Consider the following 16,173-nt stretch of genomic DNA (forward strand, 5'->3'; position numbering starts at 1 on the left):
TCTAGACACAAGGCCGCTGCTACGCCGAAGCCATTATCCTCAACTGAAGAGCCTGGCCAGGCAGGCCAGCTTCTTCTTGTACGAACGCCGCGCCTCCAGTGCCTGCTCCAGACTCACCGGCAGGAACCGCGCCTGCTGGTTGGGCTGCATCTGCCCGATCAGGTCGAGGTCGGCGCTGATCACCGTGCCGATCATGGCGTAGCCGCCCCCCGACACTGCATCGCGATGTAGGATGATCGGCTCCAACCCTGCCGGCACCTGGATCGATCCGATCGGGTAGCAGCTGTCGACGATATTCGACGGGTCCGACCCCGCACCGAACGGCTGCTCGCGCGGTTGGAAACTCAAGGCGCTGCCGCCTTTGTAGCGATAGCCGATACGGTCAGCTTCGGAGCCAACCGTCCAGGCGTCGGTGAAGAAACGTTGCGCTGCCGCTTCGGTCAGGCGGTGGAAGTACAGCCCAGGCACCACCCGCAACACCACCTCGCCCCCCAAGGCCTGACGCAGGGCCATCGGCAAGCTGGCACCGGCGCGGGTCTTGCCGCTGGGCACGCCGACCGGCAACAGGTCACCGGCCATCAACTTGCGGCCCTGAAAGCCACCCAAGGCCCCCAGCGCATAGGTCGAACGGCTACCCAGCACCTCCGGCACATCGATACCGCCAGCCACTGCCAGGTAAGCCCGGGCGCCTGCAGTGGGGAAGCCAAAACGCAGCACTTGCCCGGCGCGCACGGCAAACGCCGTGTCCGGGCGCTGCTCGCGTCCATCCAGCAGCACTGGCATCTGTGCTCCGCACACCGCCACCAGCGTATCCTGCTGGAACTCCAGTTCCGGCCCCACCAGCGCACACTCCAACCCTGCGGCGCCCGCCGGGTTACCCACCAGGTGGTTGGCGGCGCTCAGGGCATACTGGTCGAGTGCGCCGGATGGCGGAATGCCCAGGTGGTAGTAACCTTCGCGGCCAAGGTCCTGCACGGAAGTCGCCAGGCCCGGTTTGAGTACCTTGATCATGCCAGCACCTCCTGCAGCGATTTCGGGTAGCCGACCGGGTCGGCGAGAAAGGCGTCCAGAGAAAACTCCACGGGACGAATGCGCAGGTCGAAACGGCCCTCCTCCACATCCGCCACCGCCTGGTCATAGGCACGGCGGTCGATGGGTTTGAACTGCACGATGTCACCTGGTCGGAAGAACACCATGTGCTCTTTCAGGTAATTCAAGGTCTGCTGCGGGTCGTAGATCGGTGCCGGGGTGACGCCGAACATCTGGTAGCCGCCAGCCCCGCGCACCGAGTAGATGCAGCCGAAGCAGCCGCCATGGCCCAGGGTGTGCTTGGGCGTGTCAGTACGGGGGCGCAGGTACTTGGGCACCTGCAACTGCCGCTGGCGCTCGACCATCTGGTACATGAACGGCAGCCCGGCGACGAAGCCGACCATCGACACGAACCATGGCGCACCGCTGTGCGCGGCAATGAATGCGTCCACATCGGCCAGGCCATTGATACGTGCGGCATACTCCAGGTCCGTACTGGCCGGGTCCTGGTGGCGATCACGAAAACGCATCAGCGTTTCATGGGTCCAAGGGTCGTTGTACAGCACCGGAATCTCGATGATCCGCGTCTGCAACGAACGCTCGGCCACCGCCTGCGCTTCGGCGCCGCGCACGGCCTCAAGCAGTGCCTCGGGGGCGATACGGTCCGGGTCGAAGCGGATCTGGAACGACGCGTTGGCCAGGCACACGTCAAGCACGCCATCCAGGGCCAGCCGCTCCACCGCCCGGGTGACGGCCATACCCTTGAAAAAGGCCTCCAGCGACATGCTCTCGCTGACTTCGGCAAACAGGTGCTCGTCGGCGCCGAAGCTGTAACGGATAGAGGTTGTAGCAAGCGGTTCGGCCATGACAGTTCCTTTTCTTGGAATCTTTATAGAAAGGCAGGCGAAAATAAAATGCTCGGGCTCCGGCTTGTCTGTTTGCCGGATGCCTGACTGATTCAGCGCGGCGCACGCACCACGATGCCAGCCGTATCCAGGGCCCTGCGCGTGGCCTCGACCAGATCCAGCGCGCCCGGGGTGTCACTGTGCAGGCAAATGGAATCGAATTCGATGGCCAGGTCCTGGCCTTCGACCGTACGCACCACGCCTTGGCGGCAAGCGCGCAGCACCCGCTCTGCGACCGCCTGGGGCTCGTAGCCCCGCACATTACGGGTAAACACGATCGACCCACTCAGGTCGTACTCGCGGTCGGCGTAGAACTCACGAACTACCGGCTGGCCCAGTGCCTGGGCAATGCGACAGATCACCGAACCTGGCATGCAAAACAGCAGCAGTTCCGGCTCGATCACCCGCAGGTTTTCCACCAGCAAATGTGCGGCTTCTTCGTCACGCGCCAGGTGCATGTACAACGCCCCGTGCGGTTTGATGTGCTGCAGACGCACGCCCTGGGCACGGGCTATTTCGCGCAGCGCGCCCAGTTGGTAGAGCATGTCGTCGACCAGCTCCTGCGCCGGTGCATTGATGTGCCGGCGGCCAAAGCCGACCAGGTCACGGAACCCCGGATGTGCACCCACCGCAACGCCCAGTGCCTTGGCGCGCTCGACGGTGCGGCGCATGGTGCCGGGGTCACCGGCATGGAAACCAGTGGCGATGTTGGCGCTGCTGATGTAACCCATCAGCTCATTGTCGACACCATCGCCAATGGTCCACGGGCCAAAGCCCTCACCCATGTCCGAGTTGAAATCCACTGCTTGCATGACGGCATCTCCTGGCACTTGTGACTGCATGCAAGCCACGTTAGATTCTCTGCACCCCCTTGGGAAGATCTATAAACAGATGGGGTGTCTTCTGAAAATCAGATACTCCGGGAGCCTACCGTGTCACTGACCCTGCGCCAGGTCCGCTACTTCGTTGCCACCGCTGAAATCGGCCAGATATCCCAAGCGGCGATCCACCTGAACATCTCCCAGTCGGCAGTGACCACGGCCATCAAGGAGCTGGAAGCGATGCTCGGTGTGCTGTTGTTCCAGCGCTCGGCCCAAGGCATGAGCCTGACCGAAGCCGGCCGGCACTTTTTGAACCGTGCCTACGTCATCCTGCGCAGCGTCGACGACGCGTTGAACAGCCCGCTTCCGGACGTGCGCGCCAGTGGCCTGTTGCGCCTGGCGGCGAGTTACACAGTGATCGGCTACTTCCTGCCACACCACCTGCAGCGCCTGGAGCACTGGCATCCGGGCGTGACCCTGGAGCTGTACGAGCAGGAACGCAGCGCCATCGAGCAAGGGCTGCTGGAGGGGCGTTTCGACATGGCGGTGGTGCTCACCGCCAACCTCACCCACCCCGACATCGTTTCGGAAACCCTGTTCAACTCCGAGCGCCGGCTGTGGTTGCCCGCGCACCACCCGCTGTGCGAACGCTCGGCGGTGAGCCTGGCCGATGTGGCCTGTGAGCCGTTCATCCTGTTGACCGTGGATGAGGCCGAGCAAAGTGCCATGCGTTACTGGGAGCAGGCCGGGCAGCGGCCGGGCGTAAGGGTGCGTACCAGCTCGGTGGAGGCCGTGCGCAGCATGGTGGCCAATGGCAGTGGCGTAGCAATCCTGTCAGACCTGGTGCACCGCCCATGGTCGCTGGAAGGCAAGCGCATCGAGACGGTGACCATCAGCGACCCGGTGACGCCGATGAGCGTAGGGTTGGCCTGGCACCGGGAACGGGCGTTCAGCCCAGCGATGCAGGCGGTGCGCAATTACTTCCATGATGCGTTTCTGGCGCCGCAGCAGTTGTCGGCCCGGCGCTGAGCCTGCCTTTGCAGGCCCGGCCTCTTCGCGGGCGCGCCCGCTCCCACAGGTGCAGCGCAAATCTTCAGCAGTATGGGAGCCTGTGGGAGCGGGCAAGCCCGCGAAGAAACCAACACCCATCTCGAGCCGAACGTTCAGGCCGCAATGCCGTCATAATCTGAGCCGGTGCCGACACGCAAAGAGGACGCGAAATGACCCAGCCTGACCCGTCATACGTCAAATGGCTCGAAGACCGCGCCATGCTCAAGGCCTCCCAGGACCGCGCCAGCCTGTACTCAGGCCAGTCGCGCCTGTGGCAACAACCTTACGCCGAAGCCCAGCCCCGCCGGGCCACGGAAATCGCCTCGGTGTGGCTGACCGTCTACCCCGACGCCATCATCGCCCCTGAGGGCTGCTCGGTGCTCGGTGCCCTGGCCCACGAAGCATTGTGGAAGCGCCTGTCGGAAATCGGCGTGCAGGGCCTGCACACCGGCCCGATCAAGCTGTCCGGCGGCATTCGCGGCCGCGAGCTTACCCCCAGCGTGGACGGCAACTTCGACCGCATCAGCTTCGACATCGACCCGCTGTACGGCAGCGAGCAGGAGCTGATCCAGATGAGCCGCATGGCCGCTGCGCACAATGCCGTGACCATCGACGATCTGATCCCCTCGCACACCGGCAAGGGCGCCGACTTCCGCCTGGCCGAGATCGCCCATGGCCCTTACCCTGGGCTGTACCACATGGTCGAGATCCGCGAAGAGGACTGGACGCTGCTGCCCGAGGTGCCCGCCGGACGCGATGCGGTCAACCTGCTGCCCGCGCAGTGTGACGAGCTGAAGGCGCGCCATTACATCGTTGGCCAGCTGCAACGGGTGATCTTCTTCGAGCCGGGCGTGAAGGAAACCGACTGGAGCGCCACGCCACCGGTCACGGGCGTGGACGGCAAGACCCGCCGCTGGGTGTACCTGCACTACTTCAAAGAGGGCCAGCCGTCACTGAACTGGCTGGACCCGACCTTCGCCGCCCAACAAATGATCATTGGTGATGCGTTGCACGCCCTGGACTGCCTCGGTGCCCGCGGCCTGCGCCTGGACGCCAACGGCTTTCTCGGCGTGGAAACCCGCGCCAGCGGCACCGCCTGGTCGGAAAGCCACCCGCTGTCGATCGTCGGCAACCAGCTGATCGGTGGCATGATCCGCAAGGCCGGCGGTTTCAGCTTCCAGGAGCTGAACCTGACCCTCGATGACATTGCGCAGATGTCCAGGGGCGGCGCCGACCTGTCCTACGATTTCATTACCCGGCCGGCCTACCAGCATGCGCTGCTGACCGGCGACACCGAGTTCCTGCGCCTGATGCTCAAGGAGATGCACGCCTTCGGCATCGACCCGGCCTCGCTGATCCATGCCCTGCAAAACCATGACGAACTGACCGTGGAGCTGGTGCACTTCTGGACACTGCACGCGCACGACATGTACCTGTACAAAGGCCAGACCCTGCCTGGCAGCATTTTGCGCGAACATATCCGCGAAGAGATCTACGAACGGCTGTCGGGGGAACATGCCCCGTATAACCTGCGCTTCGTGACCAACGGCATTGCCTGCACCACCGCCAGCCTGATCGCCGCTGCACTGGGTATTCGCGACCTCGAACAGATTGGCGCAGCGGATATCGAACTGATCAAGAAGGTGCACCTGCTGCTGGTCATGTACAACGCCATGCAGCCGGGGGTGGTCGCCTTGTCCGGTTGGGACCTGGTCGGCGCCCTGCCCTTGCCCGCCGAGGCGGTTGCCGAACGCATGCTCGATGGCGATACCCGCTGGATTCACCGTGGCGGCTATGACCTCGCCGGGCTTGACCCACAGGCAGAGGCTTCAGTGCGTGGCATGCCGCGTGCCCGGGCGCTGTACGGCAGCCTCGACAGCCAGCTGGACGAGGGTGATTCATTTGCCTGCAAGGTGAAGAAACTGCTGGCTGTGCGCCAGGCTTATGGCATCGCCACCAGCCGTCAGGTGCTGGTACCTGAGGTGAGCAGCCCCGGGCTACTGGTGATGGTGCATGAGCTGCCAGCCGGGCGTGGTATCCAGATCAGTGCGCTGAACTTCGGCCAGGACGCGATTGCCGAGGAACTGCTGTTGACGGGGTTCACACCTGGGCCGGTGGTCGACATGATCAACGAGACGGTCGAAGGCGATTTGACCGAGGACGGGCGCCTGATGGTGAACCTGGACCCGTACGAGGCGCTGTGCCTGCGGATCGTCAACAGCAGCGGGCATGTTTGAATCTGGCGTGGCCCTGCCGTCGGCAAACCGGTTTCGCCCACAAGCACGCCGCCTGCCCAACGCTGGCGCCAGACCCGCAGGCCGGCTTGCCAGCCAAGAAGCCGGTCTTGCATTTACTGCGCTACGGGCATAGCGTTCGGAAGTTTTCTTTTCCGTGCCCAGGAGCAACTCCATGTACACCGGCATCGTCCAGGCCGTCCGCCCTCTGCTTGATGTGACCACCTACCCGGGCCACAACCAGTTCATCATCGACCTCACCCCGGAACTGCTCGACGAGCTGAAGATTGGTGCCAGCGTCAGTGTCGAAGGTACCTGCCTGTCCGTGACCGAAATCGACGGCAGCCAGGTCAGGTTCGACGCCATGACCGCGACCCTCGAGCGCACCAATCTGCGCAACTTCAAGCCCGGCCAGCACGTGAACATCGAACGCTCAGCGAAGATGAACGCCGAAGTCGGCGGCCACCTGATGGCCGGCCACATCGCCACCACCGCCGAAATCGTCGAGCTGTCGATCAAGGAAACCGGCGCCTTCATCAAGTTCCGCATGCCGCCGCAATGGGGCAAGTACGTGTTCCCGCGCGGTTTCATCGGGGTCAATGGCTGCAGCCTGACGGTCGCTGACGTGGAGGACAACGTGATCACCATCAATTTGATCCCGGAAACCCTGCGCCAGACCACCTTCGCCAGCTACCGTGCCGGTGAGCTGCTCAATATCGAGGTCGACCACCAGACCATGGTGCTGGTCGACGTGGTGGAGCGCACCATCAAAGGTACCCTGGCCCGCGAAAACCTGCTGCCCTGAGGCCTGCACATGCTCCCTAACGCCCTCCCCGCGCGCACAGCCAGGCGTTTGCGCCTGCAGGTAATGCGTGGTCGCGTCGGCCTCGGCCTGGTCGCCGCCCTATCGGTGCTGGCCGGCATGACCGATGCCATCGGCTTGCTGGCACTGGGCGATTTCGTCTCGTTCATGAGTGGCAACACCACACGCCTGGCGGTGGCCATCAGTGAAGCAGACCTGGCCCTGGTACTGCGCCTCAGTGGCGCCGTACTGGGCTTTGTCGCGGGCAATGCGCTGGGCGTGCTCCTGGCTCACGGATTGCGCCGTCGAGCCTGGCCAGTGCTGTTGGTGGTTGCCGCACTGCTGGCCTTCGCGGCAGCGTGGCCGTTGCCAGCCACCTTCCCCGCGCTGTTGGCGGCCACGCTGGCCATGGGCATGATCAATGCGGTAGTCGAGCAGGTGAATGGCCTGCCCATCGGCCTGACTTATGTGACTGGCGCCCTGTCGCGTTTCGGCCGCGGCCTGGGGCGCTGGCTGCTGGGCGAGCGGCGCAATGGCTGGCGGGTGCAGTTGGTGCCTTGGGCAGGCATGCTGCTGGGCGCCGCACTGGGCGCCTGGTTGCAACAACACCTGGGCCTGCAGGCGCTGGCCGGCAGCTGCGCGCTGGCCTGCGTGCTGGCGCTGGTATCGCGGTTCATCCCGCGGTCCTGGCAGCGTGGCTACATGCCGCGCTGATCATTCGATACGCGGGTGCTGCAGGGCCAGTTTCTCGCGCTTGGCTTCCAGCTCGGCGATCTGCGCATCGATGTCCTCGATTTTCTGCTCGATGTTGTCGTGGTGCTCCTGCAGCAGTTCACGCGCCTCTTCGATGTCCGATGCCGCGGGTGCCGCGCCGCGCAGGGGCTTGTTGGCGGTTTCCTTCATGGTCAGGCCGGTGACCAGGCCGACAGCGGCGATCACCATCAGGTAATAGGCCGGCATGTACAGGTCGCCTGTGCTCTCCACCAGCCACGCAGCGAGGGTCGGGGTAAGGCCGGCGATCAGCACCGAGATGTTGAAGGCGCTGGCCAGGGCACTGTAGCGGATGTGCGTGGGGAACATGGCCGGCAGCGTCGAGGCCATCACACCGATGAAGAAATTCAGCAGCACGGCAATGATCAGCAGGCCGGCGAAAATAAGCCCGAGCACGCCACTGTTGATCAGCATGAACGCCGGAATGGCCAAGGCCAACAGGCCGACACTGCCGACGATGATGAACGGCCGTCGGCCGAACTTGTCGCTGAGCAGGCCGATCATCGGCTGCACGAACAGCATGCCGACCATGATCGCGATGATGATCAGCACGCCATGGTCTTCGCTGTAGTGCAGGTTGTGCGACAGGTAGCTGGGCATGTAGGTAAGCAGCATGTAGTAGGTGACGTTGGTGGCAATCACCACGCCGATACAGGTCACCAGGCTGCGCCAGTGCTGGGTGGCCACTTCCTTGAACGACACCTTGGGCCCGGAAGCCAGGCCTTCACGATCGCCCTGCTCCAGCTTGTCGACGTGCTGCTGGAACGCAGGTGTTTCTTCCAGCGCATGGCGCAGGTAGAGGCCGATGATGCCCAGCGGCAGGGCCAGGAAGAACGGCAGGCGCCAGCCCCATTCGAGGAACTGTTCTTCACCCAGCACCGTGGAAATGAGCACCACCACCCCTGCGCCCAGCACAAAGCCGGCAATCGAACCGAAATCCAGCCAGCTGCCGAGAAAACCGCGCTTGCGGTCAGGCGCGTACTCGGCAACGAAGATTGAGGCGCCGGTGTATTCACCGCCCACCGAAAAGCCCTGGGCCATCTTGGCCAGCAACAACAGGATCGGCGCCCAGATACCAATGCTCGCGTAGGACGGTATCAGGCCGATGGCGAAGGTGCTGAGGGACATGATCACGATGGTCGCGGCGAGGATTTTCTGCCGCCCGAACCTGTCGCCCAAGGCACCGAAGAACAGCCCGCCAAGAGGCCGGATCAGGAACGGCACCGAGAAGGTGGCCAGGGCCGCGATCATTTGCACGCCGGGGTCGGCGTTGGGGAAGAACACCTTGCCCAAGGCATAAGCGACGAAGCCGTATACGCCAAAGTCGAACCACTCCATGGCGTTGCCCAGCGCGGCGGCTGTGATCGCCTTCTTCATCTTGGCGTCGTCGACGATGGTGATGTCCTTCAGGCCGATTGGCTGGACGCTTTTCTTGCGAGGTTTCATACCCGTATCCCTGTCGATGAATGCTCTAAGGGATCAGATACAACAGGACACTAAATAATTCAGCGCTTACTGTTTTTTTGTGCGTTTGCGCCACCACCAAACGGCGCCCAAAGAAAAGCCGCTGCAATGGCAGCGGCTTTCATGCCGGAGGCTGGCTTCAGATACCTTCGCGCGCCAGGTCCATGGCGAAGTAGGTCAGGATCAGGTCGGCACCGGCACGCTTGATTGCGCCAATGCTTTCGCGCACCACCCGGCCTTCGTCGATGGCACCGGCCAGGCCACCGAACTTGATCATCGCATACTCGCCACTCACCTGGTACGCCGCCAATGGCAGGCGCGAAGCGGCGCGGATGTCGGCGATCACATCAAGGTAGGCACCGGCCGGCTTGACCATCAGCACGTCCGCCCCTTCCTGCTCGTCGAGCAGCGACTCGCGCACCGCTTCGCGGCGGTTCATCGGGTTCATCTGGTAGCTTTTGCGGTCCCCCTTCAGGGCGGTGCCACCGGCCTCACGGAACGGGCCATACAACGACGAGGCGAACTTGGTGGAATAGGCCATGATCGCGGTATCGTGGAAACCGGCACCGTCCAGGGCGCTGCGGATTGCCTGCACCTGGCCGTCCATCGCCGCCGAAGGGGCAATGAAGTCGGCACCGGCTGCGGCGGCGATGACAGCCTGCTTGCCCAGGTTGGCCAGGGTGGCGTCGTTGTCCACGCCATGGTCATGCAGCACGCCGCAGTGGCCGTGGCTGGTGTATTCGCAGAAGCAGGTGTCGGACATCACCACCATTTCCGGCACGGTGTCCTTGCAGATACGCGACATGCGCGCAACCAGGCCGTTTTCGTTCCAGGTGTCGCTACCATCGGCATCCAGGTGGTGCGATACGCCAAAGGTCATCACCGACTTGATACCCGCGCGGGCATAGCGCTCGATTTCCTGGGCCAACAGCTTCTCGGGGATACGGTTGACACCGGGCATGCTGGTGATCGGCACGAAATCATCGATGCCCTCTTCGACGAAAATCGGCAGGATCAGGTCTTCAAGGCGGAACTCGGTTTCCTGGAAGATCGTGCGCAGGGACTCGTTCTGGCGCAGGCGGCGGGGACGAACGGACGGGAATTGGTTGGACATGACAGCTCCAGGGAATTTGAACGGCGTATACCTTATGCCTGTCGCGCGCCAGTGAAAAGGCTAAATGACGAGATTGTGTCTTGCGTCAATGGCAACGCCCGGGGTTTGCCTGTGTTGGCCTCTTCGCGGGTAAACCCGCGCCTGCAAATCCCGTAGGAACGGGTTTACCCGCGAAGCGGCCGGCACAGGCACTAAATTACTGCAGCCAGGGCGGCGTCACCTCCTCTGCCTTGGCCGGCCCATGCTCAGCTTCGGCGCGTGCTGCACGGCGGCGAGCGTCGTCCATCCGGGCGGCGTCGATCTCGCGCATCACCCCGGTTACATCAGCTTCATGTTCGTCATCCTCGAACACCCCGGTCAACGGGCTGTCGGGCAGCAACTCGCCGGCCTCGTACAACGCCCACATCTCCTGCGCATAGCGGGTGCTTTTCAGCTCCGGGGCAAAGCGCCCGAAATAATGGGCCATGTTGTCCACATCGCGCTGCAGCATGCTGAAGGCGTGGTTGTTGGCGGCGGCATCCACTGCCTGCGGCAGGTCGATGATCACCGGCCCGTCCGGGCCGAGCAGCACGTTGAACTCGGACAGATCACCATGCACCATTCCGGCGCACAGCATCAGCACGATCTGGCGAATGACGAAGGCATGGAACGCGCGGGCATCTTCAACTTCGAGGTGTACGTCGTTCAGGCGCGGGGCCGCATCGCCATCGGCATCGGTCACCAGCTCCATCAGTAGCACGCCGTCCTGGAAGTCGTAAGGCTTGGGCACCCTTACGCCCGCACCGGCCAAACGGAACAGCGCAGCCACTTCGGCGTTCTGCCAGGCATCCTCGGCTTCTTTGCGGCCGTACTTGCTGCCCTTGGCCATGGCCCGGGCCTGACGGCTGTTGCGTACCTTGCGGCCTTCCTGGTATTCGGCGGCCTGGCGGAAACTGCGCTTGTTGGCTTCTTTGTAGACCTTGGCGCAGCGTACCTCGCTGCCACAGCGCACCACATACACAGCGGCTTCCTTGCCACTCATCAACGGCCGTAGTACTTCGTCGACCAGGCCGTCTTCGATCAACGGTTCGATTCTTTTAGGTGTCTTCATCAGGCTGCGTTCAGGGTCCTGGCTTTGTTGGCGGACATCCTCTCACAGCCTGATGCGACTTGCTCGTCTGTCTTCAGGCCAGACGAATCAGGCGCGCTGCCCTACGCCAGCAACCGCCGCCCCGCGCGCCCGGCGTCGGGTGACCAGCACCCCCGAGCAGACCACCAACACCGCCAGCACCATCGTCGAGACCACTTCCAGGCGATGATCCGGGCGGAACAGCATCAATACCAGTACGCTGCTGATGAACAGGATCACGCCCCAGGTCAGCCACGGGAACAGCCACATGCGGTAACCGAGTGTCTTGCCCTGTGCCGTCAGGCGCTGGCGCAAGCGCAACTGGGAAATGGCGATGACCAGATAAACCAGCAGGGCAATGGCGCCGGAGCTTGCCATGAGGAAGCCAAACACCTTGGCCGGCACCAGGTAGTTGGCGATCACCGCCAGGAATGCAGCTCCCGTCGACAACAACACGGCCACCACGGGTGTACCACTGCGGCTGGTTATCTGGGCACAGGCCGGGGCATCACCACGACGGCTAAGCGAATAGACCATGCGCGAGGCGGTGTACAGCGACGAGTTGAGGCAACTGGTCACCGAGGTCAGCACCACGAAGTCGATGATTGCCTTGGCATTTGGCACGCCCAAGGTGTCCAGCACCGTGACATAAGAGCCTTCGGTCGCCAGGCGTGGGTCGGTCCACGGTACCAGTGCGATGACGATGAAGATCGACAGGATGTAGAACAGCGTTATCCGCCAGATCACCGAATTGGTGGCCTTGGAAATATGCTTGCCCGCCTCGTCGGATTCAGCCGCAGCAATGGTCACCACCTCGGCCCCGAGGAACGAGAACATGGTGATCAGCATGGCGCTCAGCACCGCACCAAAGCCGTTGGGCATGAAGCCCCCGGTATCCCACAGGCGCGAGACGCCGCTGACGCCGGACCCCGGCAACAGGCCGAAAATGGCGCAAACCCCCAAGGCGATGAAGCAGACGATGGCCACCACCTTGACCAGTGCCAACCAGAACTCGAACTCACCGTAGTTCTTCACGCTGAACAGGTTGGTGGCCGTCAGCAGCAACGTGATCACCAACGACAACACCCAGATCTCCATCTGCGGGACCCAGGAGTTGATGATGGTAGCGGCGATATTGGCCTCGATCGGGATGATCAGCACCCAGAACCACCAGTACAGCCAACCGATGGTGTATCCGGCCCACTTGCCGATGGCGAGGTCGGCATAGGTTGAGAACGAGCCGGTGTCCGGAGAGGCAACGGCCATTTCGGCCAGCATGCGCATCACCAGCACCACCAGGCCGCCCGCCAGGATATAGGCCAGGATGGTGGCCGGCCCCGCTTCGGCGATGGCGCGGCCAGAGCCGACAAACAGCCCGGCGCCGATCACGCCGGCAATGGACAGCATGGTGACATGCCGTGATTTCAATCCATGACTCAAATTGTTCTTGTGGGTTTGCATGGCGCTACCTTGTTGTTTTTGTCATGCCCACGCAGGGGCCGCCGGCTGCACGTCACCGACGCAGGCGCGAAAAAGCCCGCCCTGCCCTGAATGGTGAGCAGGGCAGTACGGGTTGAGTAAAACGAAACCGCAGAAGGTGTTACTGGGCTGTCAGCTGGCAGCCCTCTGGCTGGCCGACAGGTCGGCCTTGGGGAAGTTGCCGCCCTGCAGGCCGACCTGCTCGCACACTTTCTCGACGATGTAGGCGCCGATCGGTATGGCCGAGGTAGCGGCTGGCGACGGTGCGTTGCACACGTTGACACTGCGTGCGGTGTTGACGAACAGGAAATCGTCGATCAGCTTGCCGTCGCGCGACACCGCCTGGGCACGCACGCCGGCCGGGTAAGGCGTGAGGTCGGCTTTGGTTATGCTCGGGCAGTACTTCTGCACCTGCTTGAGGTACCCACCCTTGAACAGCGAGTTCTTCATCTCGATCAGGCCCGGGCGGAAGTTCTTCGCCAGCACCTTGAGGATGCCGGGCGTGGTCAGGGTCTGGAACAAGTCGCTGGGGCTGACATCGGTCTTGCGGTAGCCCTCGCGCTTCATCGCCAGGACGGCGTTGGGGCCTACGGTGACAGTGCCGTCGATCATGCGGGTAAGGTGCACCCCCAGGAAGGGCATCGACGGGTCGGGAATCGGGTAGATCAGGTGGTTGACGATCTGATTGTGCTGCTTGGGCAGCAAGTAGTATTCGCCACGGAACGGGCAGATCACGAACTCGGTACGCAGCCCGAGCATGCCCACCACGCGGTCAGCCATCAGCCCCGAGCAGGTCACCAGGAAACGGCTGCGCAATTCATCACGCGGGGTGCGCACGATCACTTCACTTGCCTGTTCCTGCAGACCGACCACTTCTGCGCCATAGCGGATTTCGCCACCGGCACGCTGGAACTCTGCGGCCATCGCAGCGGTTACCTGGGCGTAATTGACGATGCCGCTGGACGGCACGAAGATGCCCCCCATACCAACGATGTTGGGCTCACGCTCGCGCAACTCGTCAGCCGACAGCCAGTAGCGCTCCAGGCCATTGGCCGCGGTGCGCTCCCACAGCGCCTTCATGCGCTGCATTTCCAGATCGTTGGTGGCGACCAGCAGCTTGCCGCACTCATCGAAGCGGATGCCATGCTGGGTGCAGAAGGCTTTGGTCGCCTTGTTGCCTTCAAGGCAAAAGCGCGCCTTGAGGCTGCCGGGGGTGTAATACACGCCGGCGTGGATCACGCCGCTGTTATGGCCGGTCTGATGGCGGGCCGGGCCAGACTCTTTCTCCAGCAGGAGCATCTTCGCATCCGGGTAGACCTTGATCAGGTGCATGGCCGTGGACATGCCCACAATCCCGCCGCCAATAATGATGAAATCGTACACAGCCTTACCTCACACGCAGGCATTGCCTGGCAGGCTCACCAAGGCCCGCACGGGGCCTGGTGGCATTGTTATGTGCAAAAACGCGTGGGCGGGCGCCCGCCCCGCGCCCTGTCATTATTGCCCGCGCTGGTACAGCGGCTTGGGGAAGGCGACGTAACCACGCTGGCGCATCAGTTCGCGGCGCAGGCCCTCGTGCGGGGTGAAGCGATCGCGGCCATGCAGCCAGAACAGGTTGTTGATCAGCAGGAAACTGCCTACGCCAACCGGTACCGAGACTTTCTGGCCGCTGCCCTCCAGCGACTCGGACAAGGCATTCAGCCAGATACCTTCCTCGTAGTTTTCCGGCTGCACGAACTGGTCAATGTAGCGCATGGTCGGCCGGCCTTCGGCATCGGTGTCGAATACCGAATGGAACACATCTTCGGCAACCTTTTTGCTCGGCGGTGCGGTCCAGCGCATTTCGCGACGGGCCATCGGGTGACGGAAGAACGCCTCGCACTCCTCCCAGTCGTCCAGGTGCAGCAGCAGCGAGTTGCCGCCTTCCATGTTCTTTTCGTCGATCTTCAGCATCAGCACGTAGTCGGTGATCTGGTTCACGAACGTGCCGTCGTTGTGCAGCTCCATGACCCGGTGCGGCTGGCGCAGGTAGCTGTCGGAGTTGTCGCTGTTGACCACCACGAAGCGCGCATAGAACTGGCCACTCATGGCGTCATAGTTGGAACGGCCGATCAGGTGAGCGCAGGCGGTGGTGAACTTGACCATGTCTTCGGCCTGGCTCACATCATCCAGGCCGACCGGGGTAATCAGCATGCCGCCTGTGGCGCGGTCGAGGATGGTGTTGAGCAGCACCGGGCGCAGCGTGCCCTGGCACAGCTCGTCAAGGATCTCGCCTACGCGAAAACGCAGGAACGACTTGTACTCCAATGCCTGCACCGGCCATTGGGCAACGGCCTGCACGAACGCTTCGACGGTTTCCCGGGCAAAGGTCAGTTCCAGCAGGCGCGGCGACTGTTTCGAGGGGGCGATGGTATAGCCCTGCGGTTCGAGTGGCAGCGGCATGACAAGTTCGTCGATCTGGGTAAAGGCGTTCATGGCAATGTCCTGGCTAAAAAAGTACGTGGCGCCGTCCGGTCATGACCTGGATCAGTGCGGGCGAGGTAAAAATATCGCCACTAGATCAAAATGTCTACATTTTTATGTTTCGGCGACACTGCTTGAGTTTGTCCATTGTTTTTCGTGGGCAGAGGGTTTCGGTATGATCGGCAAAACGTTTTGAGGAACAGGATCTTGGAAGCGCTCGCCCCCCGACAAAACTCAGCATTCAGCGGGTATGAGAGGCTCAAGCAGGACATCATCCGCGGGGTGTTCAAGCCCGGTGAAAAACTGCTGATGAGCGCCCTCAAGGAACGCTACGACCTGGGTGTGGGCCCGCTGCGCGAAGCGCTGTCGCAACTGGTGGCCGAGCACCTGGTCAACGCGATCAGCCAGAAAGGCTACCGGGTAGCGCCCATGTCGCTGGATGAGATGAACGACATCTACGACGCCCGCGCCAACCTGGAAGCGATGATCATCGCCCTGGCCATCGAGCGCGGCGACGACGCCTGGGAGGCGTCGGTGCTGGCCCACTCGCATACCCTGGCCAAGGTGGTGGAAGTGAAAACCCGCGAGCAGCGGCTGGATGTGTGGGACGAGCGGCACAAGGCGTTCCATACTGCCATTGCCTCGGGCTGCGGCTCCAAGCACCTGCTGCAGGCACGCACCTACCTGTTCGACCAGGCCGAGCGCTACCGCCACCTGTGGCTGACGCAGACGGTGTTTTCCGAACAGGCACTGGCGCTCAAGCGCCAGGAGCATGCGGCACTGGTCGAGGTGATCCTCGCCCGTGATGCCAAACGCGCCAGCGCCATGATGCGTTCACACCTGATGACACCGGTGCCAATCATCGCGCAGATCATGCATGCCGAAGGCATCGGCGCACGCTAGATGAATTTTTCTTAAATCGCCGGTTGTCTA

Annotated in this window: 14 protein-coding genes; 5 read left to right on the forward strand and 9 right to left on the reverse strand. The window is 62.9% G+C overall.

Features of this window, described 5'->3' with window-relative positions; translation table 11 throughout:
• Window positions 1–39 precede the first annotated feature (39 nt).
• The 3 genes from INQ47_RS04015 to INQ47_RS04025 all read right to left on the reverse strand — a co-directional run bounded on the left by INQ47_RS04015 (window position 40) and on the right by INQ47_RS04025 (window position 2,746).
• Window positions 40–1,011, reverse strand: a complete 972-nt coding sequence (locus tag INQ47_RS04015; RefSeq protein WP_252459737.1) for a biotin-dependent carboxyltransferase family protein — start codon at window positions 1,009–1,011, stop codon at window positions 40–42.
• A complete protein-coding gene (locus INQ47_RS04020) occupies window positions 1,008–1,895 on the reverse strand; it encodes an allophanate hydrolase subunit 1 (protein ID WP_404701155.1) in 888 nt (295 codons plus the stop codon). The genes INQ47_RS04015 and INQ47_RS04020 overlap by 4 nt, the downstream gene beginning before the upstream one ends.
• A 92-nt stretch (window positions 1,896–1,987) precedes the next feature.
• Window positions 1,988–2,746 (reverse strand): 5-oxoprolinase subunit PxpA, encoded by a 759-nt coding sequence (locus INQ47_RS04025; protein WP_404701156.1) that lies wholly within the window; start codon window positions 2,744–2,746, stop codon window positions 1,988–1,990.
• Between the two features lie 120 nt (window positions 2,747–2,866).
• On the opposite strand from INQ47_RS04025, the gene INQ47_RS04030 reads away from it, so the two are divergent.
• The 4 genes from INQ47_RS04030 (at window position 2,867) to INQ47_RS04045 (ending at window position 7,555) form a co-directional block, all read left to right on the forward strand.
• Window positions 2,867–3,784: a LysR family transcriptional regulator gene (locus INQ47_RS04030; protein ID WP_021782403.1), complete on the forward strand. Its 918-nt coding sequence runs from the start codon at window positions 2,867–2,869 to the stop codon at window positions 3,782–3,784.
• A 191-nt stretch (window positions 3,785–3,975) separates the two neighbouring features.
• Window positions 3,976–6,042: a maltose alpha-D-glucosyltransferase gene (gene treS / locus INQ47_RS04035; RefSeq protein WP_404701157.1), complete on the forward strand. Its 2,067-nt coding sequence runs from the start codon at window positions 3,976–3,978 to the stop codon at window positions 6,040–6,042.
• A 172-nt stretch (window positions 6,043–6,214) separates the two neighbouring features.
• Window positions 6,215–6,844: a riboflavin synthase subunit alpha gene (locus INQ47_RS04040; RefSeq protein WP_404701158.1), complete on the forward strand. Its 630-nt coding sequence runs from the start codon at window positions 6,215–6,217 to the stop codon at window positions 6,842–6,844.
• Window positions 6,845–6,853: 9 nt separating this feature from the next.
• Window positions 6,854–7,555: a YoaK family protein gene (locus INQ47_RS04045; protein WP_028697209.1), complete on the forward strand. Its 702-nt coding sequence runs from the start codon at window positions 6,854–6,856 to the stop codon at window positions 7,553–7,555.
• Here INQ47_RS04045 and proP read toward each other — a convergent pair whose 3' ends face one another.
• The 6 genes from proP to glaH form a co-directional block, all read right to left on the reverse strand.
• Window positions 7,556–9,058, reverse strand: coding sequence for a glycine betaine/L-proline transporter ProP (gene proP, locus INQ47_RS04050; protein WP_021782399.1), 1,503 nt, complete (start codon window positions 9,056–9,058; stop codon window positions 7,556–7,558). It lies immediately after the preceding gene.
• Between the two features lie 157 nt (window positions 9,059–9,215).
• The gene (hemB, locus tag INQ47_RS04055; protein ID WP_010953815.1) at window positions 9,216–10,190 is read right to left on the reverse strand and encodes a porphobilinogen synthase; all 975 of its coding nucleotides are present in this window, start codon (window positions 10,188–10,190) and stop codon (window positions 9,216–9,218) included.
• 196 nt (window positions 10,191–10,386) lie between these two features.
• Entirely contained in the window at window positions 10,387–11,280 is an 894-nt protein-coding gene (locus tag INQ47_RS04060) for a PA4780 family RIO1-like protein kinase (protein WP_021782398.1), read from the reverse strand.
• Between the two features lie 87 nt (window positions 11,281–11,367).
• Window positions 11,368–12,759 carry a GABA permease gene (gene gabP, locus INQ47_RS04065; protein ID WP_404701159.1) on the reverse strand — a complete coding sequence of 464 codons (1,392 nt, stop codon included), beginning with the start codon at window positions 12,757–12,759 and terminating at the stop codon, window positions 11,368–11,370.
• 150 nt (window positions 12,760–12,909) lie between these two features.
• Window positions 12,910–14,160: an L-2-hydroxyglutarate oxidase gene (gene lhgO / locus INQ47_RS04070; RefSeq protein WP_404701160.1), complete on the reverse strand. Its 1,251-nt coding sequence runs from the start codon at window positions 14,158–14,160 to the stop codon at window positions 12,910–12,912.
• A gap of 114 nt (window positions 14,161–14,274) precedes the next feature.
• Entirely contained in the window at window positions 14,275–15,252 is a 978-nt protein-coding gene (gene glaH / locus INQ47_RS04075; protein WP_404701161.1) for a glutarate dioxygenase GlaH, read from the reverse strand.
• 195 nt (window positions 15,253–15,447) lie between these two features.
• Between glaH and csiR the strand changes: the two genes are divergently transcribed.
• Window positions 15,448–16,143: a DNA-binding transcriptional regulator CsiR gene (csiR, locus tag INQ47_RS04080; protein ID WP_021782394.1), complete on the forward strand. Its 696-nt coding sequence runs from the start codon at window positions 15,448–15,450 to the stop codon at window positions 16,141–16,143.
• Window positions 16,144–16,173: the final 30 nt, after the last annotated feature.

Source organism: Pseudomonas sp. 3HC3 (assembly GCF_044904505.1).
GTDB classification, from domain to species: domain Bacteria; phylum Pseudomonadota; class Gammaproteobacteria; order Pseudomonadales; family Pseudomonadaceae; genus Aquipseudomonas; species Aquipseudomonas putida_Y.